The sequence below is a fragment of the Neobacillus niacini NBRC 15566 genome (genome assembly GCF_001591505.1).
In the GTDB taxonomy this organism is placed as follows: Bacteria; Bacillota; Bacilli; order Bacillales; family Cytobacillaceae; genus Neobacillus; species Neobacillus niacini.
In genome coordinates, this window is sequence record NZ_BCVA01000012.1 from 48815 (window position 1) to 75447 (window position 26633).

At 37.7% G+C, this 26633-nt stretch carries 24 protein-coding genes and 1 riboswitch; of the genes, 23 read left to right on the forward strand and 1 reads right to left on the reverse strand.

The window, feature by feature from the left end; genetic code table 11:
* The first annotated feature begins 133 nt into the window (after positions 1-133).
* The 5 genes from BANA01_RS11995 (at position 134) to BANA01_RS12015 (ending at position 5672) form a co-directional block, all read left to right on the forward strand.
* Complete coding sequence (locus BANA01_RS11995) at positions 134-436, forward strand: hypothetical protein (RefSeq protein ID WP_052106367.1); 303 nt, start codon at positions 134-136, stop codon at positions 434-436.
* A 109-nt stretch (positions 437-545) separates the two neighbouring features.
* Entirely contained in the window at positions 546-1178 is a 633-nt protein-coding gene (locus tag BANA01_RS12000; RefSeq protein WP_034675106.1) for a hypothetical protein, read from the forward strand.
* A gap of 164 nt (positions 1179-1342) precedes the next feature.
* Entirely contained in the window at positions 1343-1666 is a 324-nt protein-coding gene (locus BANA01_RS12005; RefSeq protein WP_034675103.1) for a hypothetical protein, read from the forward strand.
* A 300-nt stretch (positions 1667-1966) separates the two neighbouring features.
* The gene (locus BANA01_RS12010; RefSeq protein WP_169803688.1) at positions 1967-4201 is read left to right on the forward strand and encodes an McrB family protein; all 2235 of its coding nucleotides are present in this window, start codon (positions 1967-1969) and stop codon (positions 4199-4201) included.
* Positions 4176-5672, forward strand: coding sequence for a DUF2357 domain-containing protein (locus BANA01_RS12015; protein WP_034675101.1), 1497 nt, complete (start codon positions 4176-4178; stop codon positions 5670-5672). Before BANA01_RS12010 ends, BANA01_RS12015 begins: the two co-directional genes overlap by 26 nt.
* Before the next feature lie 419 nt (positions 5673-6091).
* On the opposite strand, the gene BANA01_RS12020 is transcribed toward BANA01_RS12015, so the two are convergent.
* On the reverse strand, positions 6092-7135 hold the full coding sequence (locus tag BANA01_RS12020; protein WP_063253291.1) for a hypothetical protein: 1044 nt from the start codon (positions 7133-7135) through the stop codon (positions 6092-6094).
* Positions 7136-7280: 145 nt separating this feature from the next.
* On the opposite strand from BANA01_RS12020, the gene BANA01_RS12025 reads away from it, so the two are divergent.
* The 18 genes from BANA01_RS12025 to BANA01_RS12100 all read left to right on the forward strand — a co-directional run bounded on the left by BANA01_RS12025 (position 7281) and on the right by BANA01_RS12100 (position 26481).
* Positions 7281-7589, forward strand: a complete 309-nt coding sequence (locus tag BANA01_RS12025; RefSeq protein ID WP_235847123.1) for a hypothetical protein — start codon at positions 7281-7283, stop codon at positions 7587-7589.
* A gap of 87 nt (positions 7590-7676) precedes the next feature.
* The gene (locus BANA01_RS12030) at positions 7677-8288 is read left to right on the forward strand and encodes a DUF1643 domain-containing protein (RefSeq protein ID WP_063253293.1); all 612 of its coding nucleotides are present in this window, start codon (positions 7677-7679) and stop codon (positions 8286-8288) included.
* Positions 8289-8871: 583 nt separating this feature from the next.
* Complete coding sequence (locus BANA01_RS12035; RefSeq protein WP_063253294.1) at positions 8872-10077, forward strand: YHYH domain-containing protein; 1206 nt, start codon at positions 8872-8874, stop codon at positions 10075-10077.
* A 15-nt stretch (positions 10078-10092) separates the two neighbouring features.
* Complete coding sequence (locus BANA01_RS29515) at positions 10093-10260, forward strand: hypothetical protein (protein WP_157411774.1); 168 nt, start codon at positions 10093-10095, stop codon at positions 10258-10260.
* Between the two features lie 381 nt (positions 10261-10641).
* Positions 10642-11118 carry a ribose 5-phosphate isomerase B gene (gene rpiB / locus BANA01_RS12040; RefSeq protein ID WP_063253295.1) on the forward strand — a complete coding sequence of 159 codons (477 nt, stop codon included), beginning with the start codon at positions 10642-10644 and terminating at the stop codon, positions 11116-11118.
* A 350-nt stretch (positions 11119-11468) separates the two neighbouring features.
* Positions 11469-11600 carry a hypothetical protein gene (locus BANA01_RS30580; RefSeq protein WP_268875073.1) on the forward strand — a complete coding sequence of 44 codons (132 nt, stop codon included), beginning with the start codon at positions 11469-11471 and terminating at the stop codon, positions 11598-11600.
* Positions 11601-11928: 328 nt separating this feature from the next.
* The gene (locus tag BANA01_RS12045; RefSeq protein ID WP_063253296.1) at positions 11929-12597 is read left to right on the forward strand and encodes a GntR family transcriptional regulator; all 669 of its coding nucleotides are present in this window, start codon (positions 11929-11931) and stop codon (positions 12595-12597) included.
* 223 nt (positions 12598-12820) lie between these two features.
* Positions 12821-13846, forward strand: a complete 1026-nt coding sequence (locus tag BANA01_RS12050; protein WP_063253297.1) for a tripartite tricarboxylate transporter substrate binding protein — start codon at positions 12821-12823, stop codon at positions 13844-13846.
* 125 nt (positions 13847-13971) lie between these two features.
* Complete coding sequence (locus BANA01_RS12055; RefSeq protein WP_063253298.1) at positions 13972-14433, forward strand: tripartite tricarboxylate transporter TctB family protein; 462 nt, start codon at positions 13972-13974, stop codon at positions 14431-14433.
* Between the two features lie 12 nt (positions 14434-14445).
* Positions 14446-15954 (forward strand): tripartite tricarboxylate transporter permease, encoded by a 1509-nt coding sequence (locus BANA01_RS12060; protein WP_063253299.1) that lies wholly within the window; start codon positions 14446-14448, stop codon positions 15952-15954.
* A 115-nt stretch (positions 15955-16069) separates the two neighbouring features.
* The gene (locus BANA01_RS12065; RefSeq protein WP_063253300.1) at positions 16070-17143 is read left to right on the forward strand and encodes a uroporphyrinogen decarboxylase family protein; all 1074 of its coding nucleotides are present in this window, start codon (positions 16070-16072) and stop codon (positions 17141-17143) included.
* Positions 17144-17195: 52 nt separating this feature from the next.
* Complete coding sequence (locus BANA01_RS12070) at positions 17196-18233, forward strand: NAD/NADP-dependent octopine/nopaline dehydrogenase family protein (RefSeq protein WP_063253301.1); 1038 nt, start codon at positions 17196-17198, stop codon at positions 18231-18233.
* Positions 18234-18260: 27 nt separating this feature from the next.
* Positions 18261-19517, forward strand: coding sequence for a trans-sulfuration enzyme family protein (locus BANA01_RS12075; RefSeq protein WP_063253302.1), 1257 nt, complete (start codon positions 18261-18263; stop codon positions 19515-19517).
* Between the two features lie 145 nt (positions 19518-19662).
* Positions 19663-19773, forward strand: a riboswitch (SAM riboswitch).
* Between the two features lie 72 nt (positions 19774-19845).
* Complete coding sequence (locus BANA01_RS12080) at positions 19846-21063, forward strand: homoserine dehydrogenase (RefSeq protein WP_063253303.1); 1218 nt, start codon at positions 19846-19848, stop codon at positions 21061-21063.
* A 1011-nt stretch (positions 21064-22074) separates the two neighbouring features.
* Positions 22075-22413, forward strand: a complete 339-nt coding sequence (locus BANA01_RS12085; RefSeq protein WP_063253304.1) for a TIGR04076 family protein — start codon at positions 22075-22077, stop codon at positions 22411-22413.
* 5 nt (positions 22414-22418) lie between these two features.
* A complete protein-coding gene (locus BANA01_RS12090; protein WP_063253305.1) occupies positions 22419-23465 on the forward strand; it encodes an aldo/keto reductase in 1047 nt (348 codons plus the stop codon).
* A gap of 59 nt (positions 23466-23524) precedes the next feature.
* Positions 23525-24979, forward strand: coding sequence for a Na+/H+ antiporter NhaC family protein (locus tag BANA01_RS12095; protein ID WP_063253306.1), 1455 nt, complete (start codon positions 23525-23527; stop codon positions 24977-24979).
* A gap of 287 nt (positions 24980-25266) precedes the next feature.
* Positions 25267-26481 (forward strand): metallophosphoesterase family protein, encoded by a 1215-nt coding sequence (locus tag BANA01_RS12100; protein ID WP_063253307.1) that lies wholly within the window; start codon positions 25267-25269, stop codon positions 26479-26481.
* The last annotated feature ends 152 nt before the right edge of the window (positions 26482-26633 follow it).

Here is a 26633-nt window from a genome sequence, read left to right on the forward strand (position 1 = left end):
GTGGTTGATAATATCCCGAAATTTTTAATACCACCCTAAAAGTACCATTATTTAGGTGATTTTATAGTATAATAGTACCGTGGTGATTATTTCTAAGAAGCTAAACACTTAAATATGGCGGGAATGGAATGGTATGGACGAACTTGTTACCTCACTGAAAGAAGTAGTAGATAATATTACCAAGTTTAATAAAGATTTAGAAGATAACACTGAAATCATTTCACAACTTACTATGTTTAGACACTGGTATTATATACCTGAATTAAATGTATTAGGTCCAAGTAAATACATAGGCTATAAGAACATGAACACTTCAAAGTATGATAGGGTCAAGAGAAAAACAGGAGTAGACACTAAGAAAATCCTGAAAGAAGGGTTTATTAAATTACCAGTTGAATCAAAGAAGGGTCAAAAAATTAATGGAACAACTTTGTAAACTCGTAGAAGCCCATGGAAAAAAGTCAAAAGCACTGCTGTCATACATATTTTTAAAAACGGTATTCATGCCCCGAAATAAAAATTCTATTGAATGAGGTGTTATTAATTTGCTAAATGAACAAAGCTATCAGCTATTAAAAAATGCGTATATAAATCTAAGAGAGGATATGAAGAAAGATTCCTATTATGAGAAAACGAGTAATGAGCTTTATAAGGAAATTGATAGTTTACTCGCAGGCTCAAATGATATACCTAAAATAGTTGATTATCTGAATATGATATTTATTTCAAAAAGAGCAGAAGCTGTTAGCTCAGTAGGGATAGGAAAAATGAATAAAAGTAATTTTATTGAATTCCTTGAAGATGATAAGACTCACAATAAACTCTATCAACTTACCGAACTCGCTGTACAAAAAAATCTTTCGATAAGTAAAATTAAAGAGGTTGGACTTCTGGAATATCTAGATCGGTACCAGTTTAGTGGGAACAAGCCATTGGCTTACGTTAACAGGATGTTTATTCTACTATTCCCTGAGTTAAATACGGTAACCATTGATAAAGTAAAACTTGAAAGAATTGGTGGAAAACTTGGGATCACGGGTGCCAAAAAAGTACCTTTTCATAATTTGCAACTCCAAATACGAGAACGAGTAAATGAATTTATAGAAATTGAACGACTGCAAGAGGAAAGTATTTATATCAAAATGGCCATATCTGAATGGGTTAGGGAGAAGGACTAATCTTCACATTTTTCTACGTGGTTTATTAAATAATTTACTGTATCTGAGCGTTTAATCGTTGTTACTGTGTTACTAAATTATATTTAATAATTGTATCGGATAATTTTAATAATTCTAATTAGATATTACCTATTTTGATGACTTATAGAAGGAGATAAAAGTCAATGAAAAATGAGATTCTCGCGGTAAAAATACAGAATGCTGTTAAAAAGGATGGAAAAGATTACTACGAAGCTACTAGAGGAAACTGGAGAGCAAATAAAACAAGAGCTCAAAAAGTTGAATATGTGGCAGGTATTCTAGATAAAGAAGTTGTTTGTGTCTATAAACCAGTAACATGGGAGACTATTGTAGAAAATGGAAAGAATAGGCAAAGGTTTAATGGTGTAGAGGTAAATCAAGATACCTTTAATAGAATTAAAGGAATGGAACAGGATATAGTAAATGGGTTTGGGATTGGTGCTGCAATCTCTTATAAAACAATATAAAGTGGTTCGTTACCACAAATAAATATTCAAAATAAGAATGATTTATGGTAAAAGAGCGGCCCAAATAATTGATGGTCGCTCTTTACAATTATCGCTATTAAATACAAGCATTACTATAAAACTATTAAAATTAATATTGGTTAATATACAGAACACCTTAAAATGTCCTAAACAAAGGTAATTTCCAGTAGTGAAGAATAATAAAGTTTTTTAAACGGTGGAACGGTAAAATCGGTTTATCTAGATACTATATAATCCCATTTCCGTTATAATATAGATATATTTGAATATGGAAGCTGGGTGACGTGTTTGTTAGATCTTACCTATTATCAGTCTCTGTTTAATGAAGACAATACAGAAATTCGCTGTCGAAAAGTACTGGATGAGATAGCGCCAGTAATAAAACCTTTATTTCAATGGTTTATTGAATCGATTGGGGTACCGCTTGGAACCGAGTTTATTATCAAAAGCTATGATACCACACTATCAACCACATATAGTGATGCTCGGAATCCCACTTACGCGGAAAAGAAAAAGGATTCCAATATTGGCCGTAAATATTTCATTAAGCTCAATCGTAAAGTAGATGAAAATGAATATAACCTTTTGACACTTGAGTTTGATGGTATCAATCGTATGATGATGTTTCATTCTGAGTTAAATTTCATCCCATTTTGGGCATGGGTGAGAAATGACAAAATACATAACGTTTTACGTGCCATTCCTTCCCACTATTCCATTTTTACAGGATGGACCGAAAAAACGATCATAGAAAAAGATGAATTTACCCAATACATAAAAGCTTGTGTAAAACCGAGGAAAAGGCCATGGTTTCAAATTGGAACCAGTCTGCCATTAGAAGGGCATATCGAGGAAAAAGCTTTACAATCTGAACTCGTGGATGCCTGGGAGAAACTGGGGGGCTTCCGTCAATTTTATAATGAAGAGATTGATGTTTCGAAAAAAGCATATGATGCATTGTTATCACTGGCTTCCACTCGGAACATTCAAGAAATACGCTTGCTCGGCCGCAACTATTCCGTTGATATTTCAGCAGTAGAAAATGAGAAAACAAACGGGAAACGTCAAGCGTTTTTTATTCATGACGGAGATCAATTGGTCACCAAAGGGGTTCTCTATTATCTTCAATACCATGATAAGAATTCGCCGTTTCAAACCATTATTGTGCAGCTTGAGGGCCATAACCATATTTTTACGAATGCAAGAGAAATCATTGGATCAAACGTAAAGGATTGGTGGATTACTAAAGTGTTTGCGACACACAACCTTGATAACCAAGCTGTGATGAATGAAGCTATGCGCTTGTTACAAGCACATGATTTTCATGTAGACGGAACTTCCTATTGTGTTGGGGCCTTTAATAATGAAACACAATCGTTTGTTGAAGGGGTAGAAATTGTAAAGAAGAAATTTATTGTATCGGCACTCTTATTTGCCCATGCTAGTAAAAAGCTGGAATTACCTTCGGAAGAACTGCTCTCTGAGACAGAAGGAGAAAGTGATATAGAAAATGAAGAGGGTCTGGAACCGAATTTTACCTTTCATGAAATTAATAACATGATATCAACGAGTCAATTTACTTTTTCAAAAGAAATTATTCGTGACTTACATTTAAATTTAACCTCGCTCGACGATAAGCATTTTGTCTTGTTAAGCGGGATTTCAGGCACAGGAAAAACGCAGCTCTGCCGTCTTTATGCGAATGCTGTTTATGGACTGGAATATGAAAGTGAGAATCCGTATTTTACCATCATCCCTGTGCGGCCAGACTGGACCGATGCTAGCGCGCTTTTCGGCTATTATAGTTCCTTTGAAAAACGCTATGTCAAAACGGAATTTTTAAATGTCCTTTTGAATGCATTAAAGGAGCGGGAAAAACCTCATTTTATCTTACTGGATGAGATGAATCTTGCCCGTGTTGAGTATTACTTAAGTGATTATTTGAGTGCGGTGGAATCACGAAAAGAAATTCCTCTCCACCAGGATGATTCGATTACGGATATTCCGAGAAAACTTGTGATTCCTCCAAATGTTTATGTATTGGGAACCCTAAATGTTGATGAAACAACACATTCTATATCTGATAAAGTTCTTGATCGTGCCTTTGTGATGACCCTTTCAGATGTGGATTTTGATTCTTATTGGGAGCGAGCCAATCAGGATTTGAAGGCAGCCCTATCCCGAGAATTTCATATCCTTAGAGAATTGCACCAAACACTATCCCGATTTGAACTGCACTTTGGCTATCGATCAATGGGGGAAATGCTCCAAAAATTATATGCCAATTTTCAGCTTCCAGACGAGCATCAGATGGACCCAATGGATGCTCTGGACCGCGTGATTTCTGAAAAAGTATTAACCAAAATCCGGGGAGATGAGCGGATAGCAGAAATGCTTTCAGGTTTGGAACTGTGGATGGAAGGAAACTTACTTCCTAATTCTGCCTCACTTCAGCATGTGAAACGGATGAAAGAGGAGCTGGAGTACTATGGAGCAACACAATTCTGGAGATAGCATCCTTGAACTATGGGATATAAGGCAAGGTTGGACTCCTTTTCTGGATGCTTATCTTACTGAGGCTACGGAATATAAGCTTCGGTACAAAGGAAGCCATGTGGATGTTCGAATGCAGGGAGTTCCTTTGCCTTTTTACCAGGAACAAAATGCCTATTACGCTGTGTTCATCACACCGTTTCAATTTGGGACTTTAAAGGTGTTTTTAAACGGACATGACTATGAAACCTATATTTACCCAGATGATCGAAAGCTGACGGAAGAGCAATTTAATGGAATGCTGGCAGAAATTTTACATGAGGCCAACAGCTGTTTTCAATTCAGCGGATTAGAAACTCATGTGAATGCTTCCGGCAAAAATCGTGATATCACCTGGACACAGTGGAGCTATATTGACCAATCCTTCACACAATTAAAACAACTGTTTTCGAAAATAGAAAAACAGCCATTTCGAGGGATTGAAAAGCATGTAATGATGATGAAACGAGAAAAAGTAAAGCATTCGGAACAAGTCACCTTACGCTGGCTGGATGTAAAAGGCCACGGGGGAGATATTCCGAGTCATGTGCAAAATGAAAAAACACTTGAAATACTAAATCTGTACGAAAATCAAGTGTTAAAGCAGCAATTGCAGGATTTATCCCGGCTGCTAAAAAAATATGAAAGTGTGGAGCTTGAAGGTGTTGCGCGTAAATCCTCTAAGTATAGGGGTGTTGTAGAACGTTGGCTGAATAGTTCCTTTATCAGGGAAATAACGGCCAATCAAGGTCCATACACCATTACGCAAAAATTTCGCAAGCATCCCGTTTACCGCAACTGGTATCAATGGTTTGACACGCTATATAAACATAACCGGGAAGGGATTGGCTTTGATTATCCGATTTCACTAAAAGACACCTTTCAATTGTATGAAATGTGGTGTTTTATGAAAATCGTGAAAATCTTAAGGGAAGCAGGGCTAGTCCTTGACACAAGAAGTCTATTTCAAACAAAACTGGATGGAATTTTTCTGCAGCTGGCAGAAAATAAGGAAAGTCAAATTCAATTAGCAGGCGGGCTTTCTTTATACTATCAGCGAACCTATCAATTTAATACCAAGACCTTCCACACGTATACGCAAAGGATGATTCCAGATATTGTCTTGGAAGGTGAACGTGGCATCGTCATCTTTGATCCTAAATACCGCGTACCCGATAATCTTGGAACCGCTCAAGGTGAAATGCATAAATATCGTGATGGAATTATTCATCGAGACACCGGAAATAGAGCGGTAGAGGAAGTATATATTTTAACGCCTACCAAAGACGATCAGGCGGAAGGATTACGATATTTTCGAGATGATTTCCATCAGAGATACAAAATGGGTGCTATTCAAGTTGTTCCGGGGGTTGGAGATGTAATGCTGAAGGAGAAGGTTTTGGCTTGTGTTGAGAGTATTGCGAGCATAAACTATTCAAATGAACTGAAATAAGTCAAAGACTAGTTCAGCAACCCTCAATACGAATATGTGTTGAGGGTTGCTGTTTTTTTATTAACTGTGCAGATTGTAGTGTCATGATTTCTCATTGCGTCTTAATAAATGCCCAAGACTTCTAAATTCACCCGAAGGAGTATGCTAACTTGTCAAAGATTATAAGTAAAAATATTAGCCGAGAGCAGATTATTAATAGAATAATTCATTTGGTAGATGTGCTAGGAATAAAACACCTTCATGGATGGTCCGATAGTAACTTTTCAAATTTCTAAGGTAGCTAATGTTTTGCTTAAATGTGTTAACTAGTATATTAAGTGTAATTTGGTAATTTGGGTAAAGTTTACATAATAATCTTATTTAAGAATAACCATTTTAAAGAGCCTATAATTATTCTTTATAGACTCTTTTTTGTTTTCTTATTTTAACCGATCAACCCAGTTTAAAAATTTTGTTCTACTTTTTTCATACCAGTCATTACATATAAAGTATCGTTTTCCGTTTATTTTATAAATTGTAGACCAGTACCGGCTATAGCCATTGATCATTCTCTGATCGAAAGTAGATTGATCAGCATTTATTTTTCTTAAAATTGGATAGTTAACATTAAAGGTTAATTTGGAGTACTTCTCGTCTAACAAATGCTTAATCATTTCATCAGATAATAAATTATTTCTAATAAGTCTATCAAATTCATTTCGGACCAATGCCCCAATTTTTAGGTGATTGATATCATTTTTAACTGGTTCTGTTGAAATTATAGAACTAGTTCTTTGTGGTTTAATCTCAGTAGTAGTTGATTTATTTTCTATTTTTGTATCGGAAAATAGATTGTACATTTGGCTGCTTCCTAAAAACAGTTCAGATGTGTCTGCTACCGATTTTGAAAGACTGACAACTGGTTCAAATATGTCGTTTCTAAAGTCTTGGTTTCCATAAAGGATGAAGGTAAAGTCTAATTCAAATACTTTGAAAATCTTATTTAATAAATAAACGGAGCTACAGAGGGGATCGTAAATTGCTTTATGTATTTTAGGAGAAGCAAAAATGATCGTTCCTTTTGATAGATTAATGTATCCATGGATAAGGAATGCAGTACGGATCATTTTTTTAATAATTCTCTCGATCGTTCCGATACTGCTACCATAGTTCAGACCGGATTCATGAAAAGCGACATCTACACCATAAATATTGGCAATGCTGCCCTCTTTAACCTCTAGTCCGAGTACATCAATTTCACCTTGCTGCAACAGCTGCAAATGTGAAGTGGTATTTTTGTAGATATTCAGATTATGTTTTTCCATAAAATACTTCTTGGTGGCATTCATGATCTTTTTTATCTTTTCCTCATTATAAATCTCCCATGAATGGGTGGAAGCTTTCCAATTTAATTGTGCTGTTTGGCACTTCTTTATATGTTTGAGCCAGGACAGCATTAATGACTCTCCGATTTCAATCTTCATATAAACACTCCCTGCTGTTTCTCTATTTAATTTACCATATATTAGAACATGTTTGGGTACTTTATCCTCTAATAGTCTACTGTGAAAAAGGAAAAATATAGAATTTTGTAGAAATATATAAATGAAAGATAAAGGAGGGAGCAAAGTGGCTCTTAAAAAGGAATTTCACAAGGATATGATTGCCATTTATCAAAAGGCGAAAAGGGAATGTGGATACAATGCCAATCGATTCTTGCAGATGGTGGTAAATCAGGATGGTCTGACAGTAGCAAAAGGATTTATTCATCGAAATCAGCCCACAGATGGCTTTACGACACTTTGGGAATTAGGGAGACTAGACCTTACTGTAGAATCATTAATATTGAATCCGAAATATAAAGAACTATTTACAGATGAAGAGGTCGAAAAGGTGAGAGATCTTTTAAGGCAATATGACTACGAACCAGTTGAGTAGGGTGCGGGTTGCTCTGGAGATTTAAAGCATACAAGTTTTAGTTATTTAAATTGTTATTTCATATTATTTAGCAAATGAGGGAGAGTTTTGGACAGCTATAAAGCCTTTGGTACATTCTATAAATGGAATGATTGTATATGTAGGAAAGAAACATTCCTGCAGTTCGGAAACGGTAGTACCTCTATTGGATCAATTATTATGTTAAATCCTGGTGAAGCAAGCTTTGTTGATAAATCATATGTGTTTGATGATGAAGAAAAAACTGGAGAACTAATCCCAGATAAAACAATGAAAAGGCTGGCTGAAATCTTACAACAATCAAAAAAAGAACCTCTTAATGGACGCTTTCATATTTATAATCTCTTTCCATTTCAACATACATCTTCAAAAAACGCAGTTAAGGAAAAACAATGGTTAATCCAATCATACGAAACAAACAAAACAATAATACGACAGTTCAATGAAGAAAACCATCCATGGGTGCTACTTGCATGGAGTACTGAAAAGGGGTCTGAACTTTATCAATTAAAAGAACAATGGATCTCAGCGATTCATGATATGGGTATTAAAGTTTTCGGTCTAAAAGCAAAGGGGAAGTTGATGTATTATCATCCATTTCCGCGGAAACAGGTTCATAAAGAACGTTATTATAACGAGATTATTCCACAACTACTAAATAATGAGGGTATTGTAGTTTAACAAATATATATTATTAATCGAATGCGAACTTCAGAAAAGTTGCTGAGGTTCGCTTTTTATTTTCACCCTTTTACTGGTTTGTTAGCAATCATTATTTTAATTTTAAAGCAGGGCGAAGAGATAGTGGGAGCGTAAGATGATAATTTTGTAAAGTCTATGGAAGACAAGCTTCGATCGAGAACAAACTTTGCTTGGATAAAAGCCAGCAATTGAAATATCCATGCAGTTGTAATCTCTTTAAGCAAAGATTATAGGTTTCTAATTGGACAACTGATGTTTCTAACTCTACTAGACTTCATTAAAAGACAGCTTAGGAGTCAGACTTAAAGTTGAGCTACTAGTGGTTTAATCAAGGCTCCTTTTACAGAGATTGTAAGAAAGAATAGGTATTTGGTTTTATCAAGAAGAAAGTAACGCTAATTGTTCATAGTTTTTTTAGATTATTTCTTTTTTAATGGAAATTGGTAGGTAACTATTGTTATCAAGGTAGTAAATATGTAATTATATTAATATGTGTTTTTTGTGAACAATCTCCTAGGAGATTGTTTTTTTATAAGGAAAATAGATATACAGGGGGAGAAAGATGGATAAGAAAGTATTTTTGTTTACTCTATTATTTGTGTTGCTGTTTGGTACCTTTGCCTCGGCACATTCAGGTAGGACAGATTCCAGTGGTGGGCACAATTGTAGCGACAAATCAATTTCAAAAGGTCTTTGTACGGGTTATCACTATCATAACGGAGGCGGTGGTGCTTCAAGCGGTGCTGCAATCGTTAATACAGATAAGGATTGTACAGATTTTGCTAACTATGATGAAGTGGTGGCGTATTGGAATGCTAAGGGTTATAGTGCAACCAACGACCCGGAAAATTTAGACGGATGGGGAAATGGTCAAGTGGATGACGGGATACCCTGTGAAGTTCCCAGTGGGTATGATAGAACGAAGATAAATAATAGTGCGGAACAAGCACAGCACCTTCAAGATGAAAAAGACATGGCCACCGGTGAAAAGGCAGGATATTCACAAGGATTGAGTGATGGTTACCAAGAGGCAGCAAGCAATAATGTCTCGACTAGTAACTCAGAGGCTTTTAAAGTTGGCTATGCAACTGGTTATAACAAAGGTTACGAAGAAGGAAAAGCCAAGGTCACAGCTGAAAAAACAAAAGCGACCGATGATGGATATGCACTTGGACAAAAACAAGATACTATATCCCTTCCGACTGCTTATGCGAACCATGCTGGTTTAAAACAAGCTTTTGAATCTGGTTTTAGTAAAGCTGTTACAGCGCGTGTAGAGGCTAAGAAAAAAGAAACTAAAGACTTAGGCTATGCGGATGGGAAGAAAGATGTTCTTAACGTACCAAAAGATATGGAAGAGGTATATGTTGCAGCTTATCATGAAGGGTATGATATGGCTCAAAAAGAATTGAAAGAAGAGTACATAAAGCAAGGTTATGAAGCGGCTTTTGTGATGTTGGAATACACGAAACCTAATTTAACGAATAAAAAGTTAATAGATTGGTATAAAGAAGGGTTTGAATCCAATACTGAAATCCAACAAATCAAAGCGGATGGATTAGCTTTAGGAAAAGAAGGGGAACCTTACAAACTTCCATCGCAATACAAAAACAGTGAAGTAATTTTTAAACATAATTATCAGTTGGGATTTAAAGAATACGAAGAAAAAAAGAGTGATACCCAAAAAGCAGCTGTTGGAGGCCTTGGGGGTCTATCATTAGTGTGGTTGGGCAGAAGATTTTATATAGCAAGAAAAATGATTCGTTAAAGGGAGGCGGATAATATGGGCATTTACCGAACAATCAGTTATAAAGTAGAAGACATGTTTATTAAAATGTTATCGAAAAAACAGGACCCTGCACTCGTAAAGCAGAAAGTGGACAAGTATCGCGCCGATCAAGGAAAAAGCCGCAAACAAAGGAAAATGGAAGCAGTTGAAAAAGGTTGGTAATATTATATTAAATAATTGATCGACTAGAGCTGTATAACACTTCATATAACCTCATATTGATAATATTCATGTTAACAAGAGCAATGCCATTATTCTAAGAATTGGCATTGTTTTTTTTATTTAGGGAGGAGATATGTTTATACGGACGTTCACGGAACTATTTCACCCCGATTAACATTTACTATCTTAGTAATAGGTATGACCACACAGGACTTTAATTATTACCGTGCGATGGTATTTCTAAGAATTAGAATCACCTTTTGATTGCCCATATTATTTTAACTAATAGTCAGAATATTATTGACAATTGTGTTTTAAGGAAATACATTCTAGTTAAACGAAATACTATATTTTAAAAAAATGAAAAGGATGGGTTAACAAATGAAGATAGCAGTTGGAGGAGATCATGCTGGCTTTCCATTGAAAGGGTATGTAATGGAGGTATTAAAAGAGTTAGGGCATGAAGTAATCGATTGTGGCAGTTATGATCCGAATCCGGTTGACTTCCCAGATATTACAAAGCTTGTTTGTGAAAAGATTCGAAGGAATGAAGTGGAAAGAGGAATTCTCGTGTGCGGAACGGGAGTAGGCGCAAGCATTGCTGCTAATAAAATTCCTGGGATTCGTGCCTCTGTGTGCCATGATATTTATTCATCACACCAATGTGTAGAGCATGATGATGTTAATGTAATGTGCATTGGTGCTCAAATTATTGGCCCAGCATTAGTGAGAGAATTAATAAATTCTTTTCTAACGGCTGAGTTCAGCACCGCTGTAGAATTTAGAAGAAGAGTTGAGAAGCTTGCCATCATGGAAAAGGAATATTCCAAAGAATTAATAGAAATGAATAAAAAATAGGGTGAAATAAATATTTTATTGGAATAAACCGACTTTCAACTGTTTATGGGATATTTAACGGCGGTTCTTTTACAGAAGAAACTGTCAGAAGTGATTTGAATGAGATACTTGAAGCTTATTATAGAATGATATCCTAGCCCCTTTGATCATTTCCAATCAAAGGGGCTTTGCTTTGATTTGTTGTAAAAATAATTTCATTTCCTTACTTCATCAAGACCTGGAAATACCCTATGGAGGCAATATTCTACCTGTTTTTGTGAATTGTACTTGACTTGATGTATAGTTTACTTTGCATTTAGTATAACAAGTTTAACTTGCTGTAAAAATAATCATACACGGTGAGGTGAATCATGACTTATCAAGAAAAGAAAAGTATCGTTTCAGTCATTAGTGCTATTTTCATCCCTAGTTTTATTAAACTAACGATTTCATCGTTTCCTATAACAACCAAGATACATCGGGAAAGACTAGCAACACCATAAGCCATCAAAATGTCTTTACTACCGTCACAGCTGCTACCTCCGAACAAGATTAATATAAACATCATAAAATTTTTTTATTTCTTGACATAGAAAACGCCATCATACATAATATTCTTATAAATCAGAAAATAATAAATATTGATTGTGTTTGTTTTCTTTAAATTGTATACAATTATACACTTCCTAAAATTGGACTTACTCTTATAAATTTGAAAAGTTAATTGTGTTTATTTTTTTCTTTAAATTGTATACAATTATACACTTCTTAAATTTGGATTCAATGTATTAGTAGTTACTTAAGATATTTCATATGAAAAGGTGTGGTTTTATGAATAAACAGTCACAACGTACCAGAATGGTCTCCAAGGATTTTGCTTATATAGAGATTAAGCAACAAATTATTAATGGAGAATTACAACCAGGTCAAAGCTTGGTTGAGGAAACCTTAACAAAAGAATTAGAAATCAGTAGAACCCCTCTACGTGAGGCACTGCAAAGGTTGGAAATGGAAGAGTTGGTGGTTAGACAATCAAATGGTCGGTTGAAAGTAGCACCTATTTCCAAAAAGGAGGTAGAGGAGATATTCGTCACTCGAAGTTTACTTGAAGGATTAATAGCGGGACAAGCAGCCGAAAAAGCAGAGGAAAAGGATGTACAAAACCTATTGAATGTTTTAAAAATGATAAATGAAGCTTCCGAGAAAGGAGATTATCAAGAGATCATGCATTACGGCAGTGAATTTCATTTATGCCTGTATGACATTAGCAAGAATACAATAACTGTTAAAATATTGAGTATGCTTAACGATCACATTCTACGTTACCGGCGATTGTTTCCCAAACGGGGCAAGGATAGAAGTGGGAAAGTAATAGAAGAACATGCCCTAATTTTAAATTGTATTATTGCAAAGGATGTAAAAGGTGCAGAGCTTGCAATGCAAAAGCATATCCTTAGCAGCTTAGATACTTTGATTGAAAACATAGAACAACATGAGTAAGTAAAAAAATGAACTGCCAAACAAACGCGAAATTCAAATTAAAATACACTGAACTATCAAAAAAGGGATGTAGACTTGATTCAGGTTCGGAATTTTTCCTTCTGAAATAGAAGGATTAATTATAAATTTACCAGACTAGGTAAGGGGGAGTCATTGTTAACAAAAAAAGATAGATTGCAATTTTGGAAGAGAAATAGCAATTAAAAAAGAGGGGGTTTTTAGAATGAAAAGAAAATTGATGCTACTTGTTAACGCCGTAATCATTTTAACTTTGCTTATTCTTACAGGCTGTAATGCACAAACACAGAAGTCTACGGGCGAAGGAACGAAAAAAGCGTCGACCTCTTCCGCAGAGAAACTGGATTATCCTAAAAAACCAATTGAAACGATTGTAGCATTCAACCCTGGAGGGGGGACGGATACTGCAGCCAGAACCGTTCTTCAATTCGCTGAAAAATATGCTGGCACAAGTTTTGCTGTTGTTAACAAACCGGGCGCTGGTGGTGCAATTGGTTTTACACAAATAGCTCTAGCGCCAACAGATGGCTATACAATTGGTATGATCAATCCTCCGTCGCTCCTCATGTACCCGATAAAAGACGGAGATGCAGTGAAATATAAACTGGATGACTTTGCGCCTATTGCCAACCTTGTTACTGACCCTGGAACGTTTATTGTCGCACCTAACAGCCCATTTAAAACGTTCCAAGAATTTGTTGATTATGCCAAGAAAAATCCTGAAAAGCTGAAAATTGCCTACAGCGGTCCTGGTTCAACGGAGGATCTTGCCTTGAGACAGCTGGAGGAACAGAATGGCGTTAAGCTAAAGAAGGTACCTTTCGAAGGGACTGCCCCTGGATTGACTGCATTGCTAGGTGGACACGTAGACATTCAGATTACAAATGCCTCTGAGGTGTATACCCAATACAAAGAGAAAACAATACGTGTGCTTGCAGTAGGAGCAGAAAGTAAGATTAAAATGATGCCAGATGTTCCTACGTATAAAGAGTCCGGCTTCGATACGACTCAGATAGCCATGAGAGGTTTAGCTGGTCCGAAGGATATGGATCCAAAACAAGTTCAATATTTAGCGGACGTAATGAAAAAGACTTTAGAAGATCCAGATTTCCAGAAAAAAGCCGAAGAATTAGCTCTTCCACTCGACTTTATGGGACCTGAGGAGTATAAATCGTTATTGGAAAAGATGTCTGCAGACTTTGCGGAAGAGTTTAAAAAGAACCCGTGGTAAAACGGATTTTAAAGAAGACCAGATTGGATAACTGAGTAGTTCTTTAATGGGGGGCTAAGGTCTTTATGATCTATTTAGCCCTCCTATTAACGTGTTATTCTAGCTAAAAAGGGGTGAATCAAATTATGAAAAAAATAAATTCAGGCGTTTGGGCTGGAGTTATTCTCCTGATATTCTCACTTGTTTTTTTACTTAATTCGTTTGATTTGGCCTACATCAGCGATATTGGACCAGGACCAGGTTTCTTTCCCGTTTGGCTATCTGGTATTTTGTCGATCCTGTCTCTGTTGTATATTGTGGTTTCTTTCAAAAATAAAGATTCAGAAGATTCTGAAGAAGAAAGATTACCTAAGGGAGAAGCACTAAAAAATATTTTATTAATTTTAATCTCGATGACACTATTTACTATATTACTTCCAATTTTAGGATTTATTATGAGCAGCACAATTTTCTTGTTCACACTTTTATTCAGCGGGTACAGATGGTTTGTGAATTTAGCTATTTCCTTTGGTGTATCGATCATCTTGTATGGATTATTTGATCGTCTTTTAGATGTGCAATTACCTGTAAGCGCATTCGGATTTTAAGGAGGTGTATTCATGGCAGAACTAATGTCACTTCTTCAAGGGTTTGAAACAGCATTAACCCTGCAGAATCTTCTTTACTGTTTGATTGGTGTATCTGTTGGTATGTTTGTTGGGGTACTGCCGGGATTAGGGCCGGTAGCTGGAACGGCAATTCTAATACCAATGACCTATGGCATGGAACCTGTATCTGCGATTATTATGCTGTCCGGAATTTTTTATGGGGGTATGTATGGAGGAACAATTACATCCGTATTAATCAATACTCCCGGTGAAACCGCTTCCGTAATCACCTGTATTGATGGACACCAAATGGCGAAAAAAGGACGTGCGGGTGTCGCATTGGGAGTGGCTGCAATTGGTTCTTTTATCGGAGGAGTAGTAGCCATTATTGCTCTGGCATTAGTGGGTCCAAAGTTGGCTAAATACGCATTGCAATTTGGCCCTCCGGAATACTTTAGTTTAATGTTTTTTGGTTTATTGCTATTAGTCGCACTAATGGGAAAATCGCTAATTAAGGGATTGATTGCCGCCATCCTCGGTTTGCTTTTGTCCCTTGTTGGAATGGATCCCGGATCTGGAGCACCAAGGTTTACTTTTGGGCAAATGGAATTATTCGATGGGCTTGAATTTGTCGTGGTGGCAATGGGGTTATTTGGGATTTCGGAAATTTTGTTGAATGCAGAAAGTAAAATGAAATTGGATAAGCCAGAAAAAATTAAGGGTCTCTTCCCTTCACGAGAGGAATGGGCACCTACTATGAAATCTATTGGCAGGGGAACAGGGATCGGTATGCTGATCGGCTTAATTCCCGGAGCCAGTGCATCCATTTCAGCCATTATGTCGTATTCCTTGGAGAAAAAACTAGCTAAGGATCCTTCGCGTTTTGGAAAAGGTGCAATTGAGGGAGTTGCTGGACCCGAAACCGCCAACAACGCCTTTAGCGGCGCAGCACTTATTCCATTATTTACATTAGGAATTCCCAGTTCTCCAACGGTAGCGGTCATTTTAGGCGCTTTCATTATGCACGGTTTAACACCAGGCCCAACTCTGTTCCAGAACAATCCAGATTTTGCATGGGGCGTCATTGCCAGCATGTTTATAGGCAATGCGATTCTACTGTTTATGAATTTACCGATGGCAGGACTTTGGGCAAAGGTTGCTTTGATTCCTTATAAATTACTTTTCCCATTGATACTCATCATTTCCCTGGTTGGTGTGTACAGTGTCAACAGAAGTATATGGGATATAGGCATTATGATCCTATTTGGGATTGTCGGCTACTTTATGAAAAAGTTGGAATTACCGACTGCAGCCCTGATCCTATCGTTTATTTTAGGTCAAAGGGTTGAATTCTCCTTAATACAAACGCTCGCTTCCTCTGATAATGGTTTATTAATTTTATTTCAGAGACCTATCTCAGGGGTATTAATGAGTATTTGTGGAATTATCTTGATCTTAAGCATTATTGGTGGCATTAAAAAGAAAAAAAGAACAGTTATCACCGGTGACTTTGAATTGTAATTCTTTGTCTCTTATTGATGTTTATTGCGGGGGGCTTACCGGAAAGTCCCGAAAGGCCCCGCTTGCTTTTAAGACATATAAGGTAATTTAAAAAGTTATGACGGGAGAGAGAAGCATGCCATTAACAGGCTCGCAGCGTATTCGTTTGGTTCTGCAGGGAGCGAGGGCGGATCGGATTCCATACAGTTTCTGGACACATTTGCCGTCAGTAGATTTGGAACCCGAAAAACTAGCTGCGGAAACCTTTCGATTTTATAAAACATATGACCTAGATTTTATAAAAAATATGCCTAATGGGTTGTTTTCGGTTGAAGATTTTGGCTGTGTATGTGATTATAGCGAAATTGCACTTGGAGGAGTTGCAAAAATCAAAAAATATGCGGTGCAGAAGCCTGAGGATTGGAGAAATCTGATAGAACCTGATGTTCGAAAAGGAGCGTTCGGTAGGGAACTGCTTTCGCTTGAATATCTTTTGAAAATGGTAAAAGAAGAAGCTCCAGTTATTGCCACTGTATTTAGTCCACTAACGACAGCTTACAAACTTTGCGGACCGGAAGTCATCCAGCAACTAAAACATCATCCGGAGAAACTCAAGGCTGGCTTGGATTTGATCGCACATGTAACGAAGGAATTTGCCTTGGAGGCGCTACGGAAAGGATGCTCCGGTGTTTACTTTGCCAATCAGATGGCGACCAGGGAATTCCTTACCGAAGAAGAATATGCTGAATTCGGGGTCCCTTATGACTTAAAAGTGCTTAAACCCATTCATAGCCATTCCTGGTTTAATGTAATGCATATCCACGGTACTAATATTATTTATAAGCTTTTAGCTAATTATCCAGTGCAAGCGCTTAATTGGCATATTTGGGAAACAGAACCCACGATTGAAACTATGCTTAAATTGGCTCCAGATAAAGTGATTGTGGGTGGTTTACAAAGAGCTCACATTACAAATGGAAGTATGACAAATTTAAGAAACGAAGTACTCGAAGTTTCAAGAATCACCAACGGAAACAAAATCATTCTCTCACCCGGATGTGTCATTCGTTATCCGGTCAATAAAAATGTGCTAGTCAGCCTGAGAAAAGAGATCATTCGGAATTCCAAAAAATTCTTGGATTCTGACTCAGTCAAATACAATAATAACTTTAATATAAGAAATTCTACCAACCAATTTCCATTTAATTAATTGTATACAATTATACAATTGTACTAAAAAACATTATGGAGGCGGACAATTCGTGAAATTTGCAGTTTTGGGTGCTGGAAATACCGGTCAGACATTTGCCGCTTATCTTGCGCTGAATGGAGAAGAAGTGAAATTGTACGATCGAAATATCGATAAAGTGAAGTGTCTTTTAGAAAAGGGGATTGAGTTAAGAAATAAATTGAACGGAAAGGTTTCTGTGTATGCGACGACAGATATGGCTGAAGCTGTGAGAGACGCTGATATCATCTTCATCTGTACCACTGCGAACGGGCATAAACCGGTCTTCGAAAGCATGAAACCTTATTTAGTAAATGGACAGACGATCATCATTACCCCTGGGTATTGGGGGGCTGTCGAATGTAAAAATCTTCTTAAAGGTATGAAGAATATTGTAATTGCGGAAACAGATGCAATGATGTTTGTTAGTCAGTCACTAGAAACGGGAATTGTCAATGTAAGAAGGATTAAAAGTAAAATTTCTTTAGGAACCATTCCCTCAGATCAAGCCATTCCTCTAGTTGATCGATTAAGAAGGCTTTTTCCCGGTTGGGAACCTGCCTCAAATGTGTGGGAGACCTCACTAAATAATACAAATGTGACCATCCACCCAACTATTATGTTATTTAATGCTAGTCGAGTAAATTTTGCAGATGAGTTTAAATTTTATGACGAAGGGGCCTCACGGCTGACGGTTGCCTATATCGAAAATATTGATAAAGAAAGACTGCTGATTGCGAAAGCCTTGGGGGTAAAAGAAGTAAGTATCTTGGAACTTTTGAATTCTTATTACGTAAGGGATTTTCTGGATTTACAAGATGCATTGCGCACAATCTTCAAGACATCGATCGCCCCGAAATCATTTGAATACCGGTATATTACCGAGGATATCCCATATGGGCTCGTTGCGATTTCCGAATTGGGAAGAAAATTAGGCATTGAAACCACATATACTGATTGCATGATCGAAATGGCATCACTGTATTTAAGTAAAGACTTTAGAGCTAATGGAGTGTCCTTTGAACAGGAAGATGACCTAAAAAAATATCCGGTCGATTCGGTAATTCTATAAAAGAAAATGAAACGGAGCGAAAAATGTATGACAAAAAAAGTTTTTTGGGATATGGACACACAATTAATTCATTCGGCTCAATATCCGGATAGTAATACAGGGGCGATATCTCAAGCAGTAATTCCGGCCGTAGCATATGCATTTCCGGATGTAGAGACGGCGGCGGCGGTTGTAGCCGGTGAAAAAGAGGGAATATATTATGGACGTTACGGCAATCCAACAACGAGAACATTGGAACAAAAAATTGCCGAACTTGAGGGCGGAGAAGACAGTATTGGACTCAGCAGTGGCATGGCCGCTATTTCTTCCGCATTATTGGCTGTCTTATCACGGGGAGACCATGTCGTTGTAACCAAAGATGTCTATGGCGGAACGTATAATTTTTTAACCTCACTGGCACCCCGTTTTGGCATTTCGGTTGATTTTGTCGATTGTACGAATTTGGATTGTTTGCAAGCCTCAATAAAGGAAAACACCAAAGCAATCTATATTGAAACACCTTCAAATCCATGTCTTACGGTTTTGGATATTGAGGCAATCTCGAAAATCTCAAAATTGCATTCGATTCCGCTAATTATTGACAATACCTTTATGTCTCCGTATTTGCAAAAACCATTGGAGCTTGGAGCGGATATCGTGGTTCACAGTGCAACTAAATATTTAAACGGACATGGCGATGTGCTAGCTGGATTTGTGGTAGCCAGGAAAAAACTTATTACGTTTATTCGAGAAAAAATTGCAGGTAATTTGGGCCAAAATTTAAATGCTTGGGAGTCCTTTTTAATCCTACGAGGGCTAAAAACAATGGGTTTAAGAATGAAGCAGCATTGCAGCAATGCACAAAAAGTGGCAGAGTATTTAGAGAATAATGAGGCTGTTCAAAAAGTATATTATCCTGGACTTCGATCCCACCCGCAACATCAACTCGCAAAAAGACAGATGAAAGGTATGGGGGGAATCGTTTCGTTTGAAGTAAGAGGAGGTTTTTCAGCCGGAAAGCAGTTTATTAATCAATTGAATTTGGCCATGATTTCATTCAGTTTGGGCGATCCTGAAACATTAGTGCAACATCCGGCATCCATGACTCATTTTTCCATTCCGGAAAACGAGCGTTTGAAGTTCGGGATTTCAGACGGTCTAATTAGACTTTCAGTTGGATTGGAGGATTCGAAGGATATTATTGCTGATTTGGAACAGGCACTAGCTTTTTGTAGTGCACACGTGAAAGTGAACTCAGGTCAACACAGCTATAACGAATCAACGCCGATTATCCGGAAAATTTAATTTAATAAAGGATAAATTAACCTTGGAGGTAGTTTAGTAGAAGAAATTAACAAGCATACTTAAATTTGATTGAATATATTGACATCTTTTTAGGTCTCGTTTAGAATACAGTCATAATATGGTAATTCTAACAAGTAAATAGATACTCTTATCCAGAGTGGCAGAGGGACATGGCCCGATGAAGCCCGGCAACCTTCAAGGTATTCTTGAAAAGGTGCTAATTCCTGCAGGTTAAATTTAACCTGGAAGATAAGAGGAGGAAGCGAACCCTCTTCTTATGAAGTGGGTTTTTTATTTTTTTCCAATTACTATAAAGGGGTGTAGGAGGATGTCGGTAATAAAAATAGCGATTTTAGGCTTTGGGACAGTCGGGGAAGGGGTATACAGAATCATCCATTCTCACGCAGCTGAACTTAAGAAGGTATTAGGTAAAAAAGTAGAGGTTACAGCCATTCTTATCAAGGACCAAGAAAAAAAAAGAAATATTTCAGACGATATTTTAATTACCTCTGATTTTGAGGATATTATGAAGCTAGATAAGCTAGATGTGGTAATAGAAGCAATTGTCGGAAAAGAATCCCCATTTCTTTTCTTAAAAAAGTCAATAGAACGAAAATGTCATATTATTACCGCAAATAAAGAGATGTTTGCCCACCATGGGGAGGAATTACAAAAGCTTGCGGAAAAAAATAATGTATCGGTTGGATTTGAAGCAACTGTTGCTGGCGGAATCCCGGTTATCCAGACGATCCGGACTTTGTTAAAGGTTAACCGAGTCTTTCAACTTCAAGGAATCCTTAATGGAACCTCGAATTTTATTTTAACGGAAATGCGTGAGAAAAAGCAGTCGTTTACGGAAGCTCTTTTGCAGGCTCAGGAGAACGGCTATGCAGAAGCAGACCCAACAAATGATGTTGAAGGATTTGATGCGTTTTATAAAACCATGATATTGTGCAGAATTGCGTTTGGTGAAGAGCCAAATTGGGAAGAGGTTCAGAGACAGGGTATAACCTCTATTACAAGTGAATTAATTGCAGCTGCAGAAAAATACGGCTTACGCTTTAAACATTTCGCCCAAATTAATCGTGATGGTAGCGAGATCATCGCGGTCGTTAAACCAGTTTTAGTCAATCAAAATCATCCTTTTTATCATGTTGAGGGAGTGCAAAATGCAGTCAATGTCTGTTCAGATATTGTCGGATGCATTACTTTACAAGGACCCGGTGCAGGAATGTTTCCAACTTCCAGTGCTGTAATTGAGGATCTTGTTTATGTATGTCAAAACCAATTAAGTGATATTACTAATTCCATAGGATTCGTTTCGGACGACAAGAAAACGCAAGGGGAACTAGAGTATTGGTTCGTTCAAGGTGTGGGGTGGAAAGTGCCGAAAGGGATAACCATTGTGGATCAAACAGTTGAAGGGATTTTTATCCTTAAAGCAGCGAAAAGGGATTTGGAACAGCTGAAAAATAATAAAGAGGTGCTTTGTTATCCAATAGTAGGGGAAATTACCATTAATAATTTTGATTCAGTAACTGTTTAAACGGCTCCTTATTTATAAGCGTGGTTAGATGACCCGGATAATAAATGCTTTGAAGGGCTGTTTTAATCGGTTCACAAAAAAATGCTTGGTTTCTAGTCAAATAGAACCCAAGCGTTTCTCTCGTTTAAGCACCAATACCTGCTTTTTGCCTTTTCCCTTTCCGTGCCCATGCAATCACGATTTTGAGAATCAGAGCCAATCCTAAATAACCGGGTGGAGTAAAGTGCCGGATTTTATATTTATAGAAGAAAATTACAGCAATTTATTCTAAAGCTTTAGCTACCGCGACAGGTAAACAGCACTAATGGAATTGAAGATTCTACTCATTTTTAGGAACTCGGCATTCGCTAGATTTATTTTTAGGATGACATGAAAGAATTAGTTTAGTTATCTTAATATTAGAATTATTCTGTTGACACTTAAAATCTAGGATGTTATCATTTTTTTAAACCAAAGACGAGGGAGTAAAACTGTTAAACGTTCTCGCAGCGAATCCGGGATGGTGTAAGCCGGATAGATAACGTAACAGCAAATGGGCCTCAGAGGGCGAAGTGAAAAATCGTTGATTTAGTAGCTTAGACGCAAAAGCCAGCGTTAAAGGGCTAAGAGTGTGTAAGCACTCTACTAGAGTGGGTATGTTGATACATATCAAACAAGGTGGTACCGCAGGCTAACACTTGTCCTTGAATTTTATTTGAGGGCAGGTGTTTTTTTATATAATTTCATAACTGATGGTTGATTTTCACTGTGTTTGAAAATAGACGGAGGATTTCTGACTAAATCGAAAAAAAGCCTTATTTCATCAATAATAAGGGAAGGTTTTCCGGTTATATGATCGAAATCCTATTATTCAACCGTATTTAGAGCAGTTACCCGGAATCTCTCCGCTTATATCTGCTTCAAAGCTTCCATTATATACATTAGCCGGAAATCCTCCGACTATGGATGATCATCGTTACAGCGAAATTCACTCATAAATATTAAAAGCAAATATGGAAAGGAAAAGGTACTATGGATGATAAATTTACGCTCTATAACTTAAAGGTAGAGGTGGTAGGTACAGATAAACCAATGGTATGCAGTCATAAGGAAGGTGACTATTTCTTAGTGGTAGGGGAAAATCTGATTTTCCCGGAAACGAATTCTTTTTCCATGTATGCCTTAAGCGCTATTTTGCCATTACTGCCTGCAAAACAGCGACCATTACATAGAAATGACTGGATGTTGTCTGATAGTTTGATAGCCTGCCCAGATCCAAACTGTGGGGCTAAATTCAAAATAACTCGTACTGAAACACAAGACTTTAGTCATGCAGAATGCACAATAGAACCGATACATAAAGGAGAGTAACCATCATGGCAGAACGATTAGAATTAGCAAAAGATTATAGTATTAGCAGAGTGATCAACGGGTGTTGGCAGTTATCGGAGGGCCATAGCTTACAGGCAAAGTTAGATATGCAAGATGTCATGAAGGCATTCCATATGCTGGCGGAAAGAGGATTTACGACCTTTGATTGTGCAGATATCTATACGGGTACGGAAGAACTCCTCGGTGAATTTTTAACGGAATTAAAAGAAGGGAGCACCCTTTCGCCGCATGATATTCAAATTCATACCAAGTATGTACCGGATATCAATTTGCTTAGTGAGGTCGATTATAGCTACACAGAAAAGATCATTGACAGAAGCCTCAATCGTCAAAAACGAGATGTATTGGATCTTGTTCAGTTTCATTGGTGGGATTACAGTGTACCTGGATATTTAGAGACAGCTGGGGATCTGTTGAAACTTAAAGAAAAAGGAAAAATCCGTAATATTGCGGTTACAAACTTCGATACGAAGCATTTGCGCGAAATCGTTGATGCCGGTATCCCTGTTGTGTCTTGTCAAAATCAATACTCGGTTTTTGATCGACGTCCAGAAAAGGAATTACTAGATTATTGTATTAGCAAAGGAATTTCCCTGCTGTGCTATGGTACATTATCTGGCGGATTGTTAGCTGAAAAATGGATTGGCCAAACTACGATTCAACCCGAAACGCGCTCACATGTTAAATATTTTCAGGTGATTGAAGATACGTTGGGCTGGGATGGTTATCAGGAGTTGTTGGTATTGCTGGAAGCAATCGCTAAAAAGCATTCTGTTAAGGTTTCACAGATTGCTACAAAATATATTTTGAGTCAACAAGGTGTCGGAGCCTCTATTATTGGCGTTAGAAATAGCAGGCATGTTGAATCGAATACCCAAATATTTTCATTCGAACTTGATCGTACCGATATCGAAGAAATAAAACAGTTCTTAGACAACTATCCAATCGTAGAAGGCGAACCGTTTGAGTTAGAGCGGACGGTTGATTCGAAATATCGCAATATTATGAAGATGAATTTAAATGAAGAATAAGTGAAAGTGGATATTTAGCTTAGAATAGAAAGTTTAGTATAGAAGAGGAGAGTTCTAGTATGAATAAAAGACTTGAATTTAGAGGTGGCTGGGGCACTGCGTTTATTCCAGTCGTGATTTTTCTGTTTTTCTGTATCTTGTATTTTATCGTGTTTAAAGCATTTGAAATGTACGCACTTGCCATGGGGGCTTTCGTCGCACTGATGGTAGGTTCTGTTTTGGTGAAAAAGGGTAATTACGATCGCTTCTGGGATTCCGTCTATGAAGGCGTAAAGGAAGCTGTACCGATTACTATCCTGCTGTTTGTGATCGGGATGTTCTCGACGCTGATAAAAGAGACGAATATTTCCGCAGGTTTCGTATGGCTTGCTGATTTACTTGGCGTGGATGGAGGATTATTCACCGCGTTTACTTTCTTAGCTGTTTGTGTGATTTCTACTGCTACGGGTTCATCAATCGGAACCATGTTTACCTGCTTCCCGATTTTCTATCCAGCAGGAGTATTATTGGGATGTGACCCTGGTGTTCTTGCGGGCGCCATCGTGAGTGCTTCTATTTTTGGAGATAACTTGGCACCGATATCCGATACCACCATCATCTCTGCAGGAACACAAGAATATACAAAAAAACAAGGCTTTGCTGACATCGGCGGTTGTGTTGCCACGCGATTGAAGTATTCCTTGGTCGCGGGCATAATCTCGTTTGTCTTGTTCTGGATCTTCGGTGGAGGAGGCACGGCAGGAACAGGCGCTGCGGAAATCCTCGAGAAGAACATGAATCCAACGACATTGGTCATGCTGGTTCCAGTAGCTGTCATGTTAATAGTGGCTATTAAAACCCGCAATATCTATAAAGCGATTACAGTAGGAATCCTTTTAGGAACCATCACGGGTCTAGCATTTAACCTTTTAACGTTTGATAATGTGATTTCCGTTAAAGATGGTGCACCTGCAGGTTTCCTAACAGGCGGTATCAGCTCGATGATGGCAACCGTCACGTTGGTTATTTCCGTTTACGGTATCATGGGTGTGCTTAACGGTGCGGGTGTGCTTGAAAAAGTCACCAATGGCATTCTTAACAGCAAAATGGGTCAAACAGTACGTGGTGCTGAGATTGCTATGATGTTAGGAATCTCGTTTACTACGTTGATCTTCGGGGGTGTGACCAGTGCATCGATGACCACATTCGGAAAAGTGCAGAATGAAATTGGCAAACGTGTGGGTCTCCATCCTTATCGCCGTGCCAATCTACTTGATGGTTTTGCGAATGCTATCGTGTTAGTTATCCCGTTCTTAAGTGTTTTTGTCTTCCTCGGTGCTTTATTGTCTGATGGGTATGATTTTATAAAGCCGCTAACCCTTACACAAGTCAGCAGCGGTATGATTTATTGCATGATGCTGTTCTTGGTTCTTTTGTTCTCAATCATAACCGGGTGGGGCCGTCAATTTGAAGGCACAGAAGGAAAACCCGTTAGCAATCATCAAGAACATACAAACAAAAGTGCTGTCATGTAGGAGGTTCACCAGTACCTCATGTGTTGCCAAATACACTCTGAAAACGTAGTCCGTTTCTGGAGTTAAAAAGATTAAGTGTAAGAGCTCATTCGTGTGAGCTCTTTTTGTTATAGACTTAAATGGATGTTCTAAAGGTTGATCTACCTAATGTTTCAACATATGCAATCTTTACCAAATTTACACTAATAATTTACATAGTATAAACACAGAATTAAAACTTCCCTGTTACTCTTTTTATAGATTTACTTTCTATTATATTTCTATAAAAGGGATGTGGAGATTTAATTATGAGTAATTATGATTTGCAAAAGGGATTAGACAGACGACGCTTTATCAAAATCGGCGGGTTGAGTACATTGGCATTAACACTAGGGTCAGCAGGCATTCCGGCTAATATGTTCACAGATAAGGTACATGCCGCAGCAAATGAAGATATCAAGCTTCAATTTAAACCGGATGGAAAGTTCAAGATTGTTCAGTTTAACGATACCCAAGATGATGAAAACATTGACCGTCGTACGATCGAGTTGATGGAAAAAGTCCTTGATACTGAAAAACCAGATTTTGTTGTCCTTAACGGCGACAACATTACAGGTGGCTGTGATACACCTCTTCAGATGAAACAAGCCATAAATAATGTGGCACAACCGATGGAGCAGAGAGGGATAAAGTGGGCAATTACATATGGAAATCATGATGAGGACTCCACTCCAAAAAGTGGTCTTAATGAAGAGGACATGCTCGAAATTTACATGTCTTACAAATACAATTTGAACAAGCCAAGTGTAAAAGATATTACGGGAACAGGAAATATGAATCTCCTTATCAAAAATTCCAAAGGTACGGACGCTGCTTTTAATCTTTGGTTGCTTGACAGTGGAAGGTATGCTCCCAATACTATTGCTGGTCAGGACTTTAAGGGATATCCAACCTGGGACTGGCTGCGATTTAACCAAGTAAGCTGGTATAACGAAACCTCTAAAAAATTAGAACAGCAATGGGGTCACAAGGTTCCTTCACTTGTATTTATTCATATTCCACTTTGGGAACATCGATATATGTGGTTTGCGAGTGTAGATAGCAGGACGGAGGAAAACCACGCTAATGCTGTCAACAAACATAATATTGTCGGAGAAAGAAATGAAGAGGAATGTCCAGGCCCAATCAATAGCGGCATGTTCTCAGCTATGCTTGAGAGGGGAGATGTCAAAGGAGTTTTCTGCGGCCATGATCATGTAAACACCTACATGGGTAACTATTATGGAATCCTGCTTGGTTATGCAGGAAATACCGGTTTTGGTACATATGGTCTTCCGGGTGCAGATCGAAACAGATTACGCGGTGCAAGGGTTTTTAATTTGGATGAGAATACTGCAGATGTGCTAGTAGAAACACATATGGTGTTTGCAAAGGACTATGGTATCGATCTGACAGCCAATGACCAGAGCATTTCTCCAGGACCAATCGATGAAAGCAAAAAGAAAGAAAAAGTAGTTAAATAGATTGACTTAAAACGGGTGGTAACAGTTATCACCCGTTTTATTTTCGAGGTGACACAATACCGGAGAGGGAAGGTAAGCAGTCAAGACTTCCTAATTTTTTTGCTGGATGGTGTTTCAAAAAGATTAACAGCAAATGTAACCCCCTATGATTT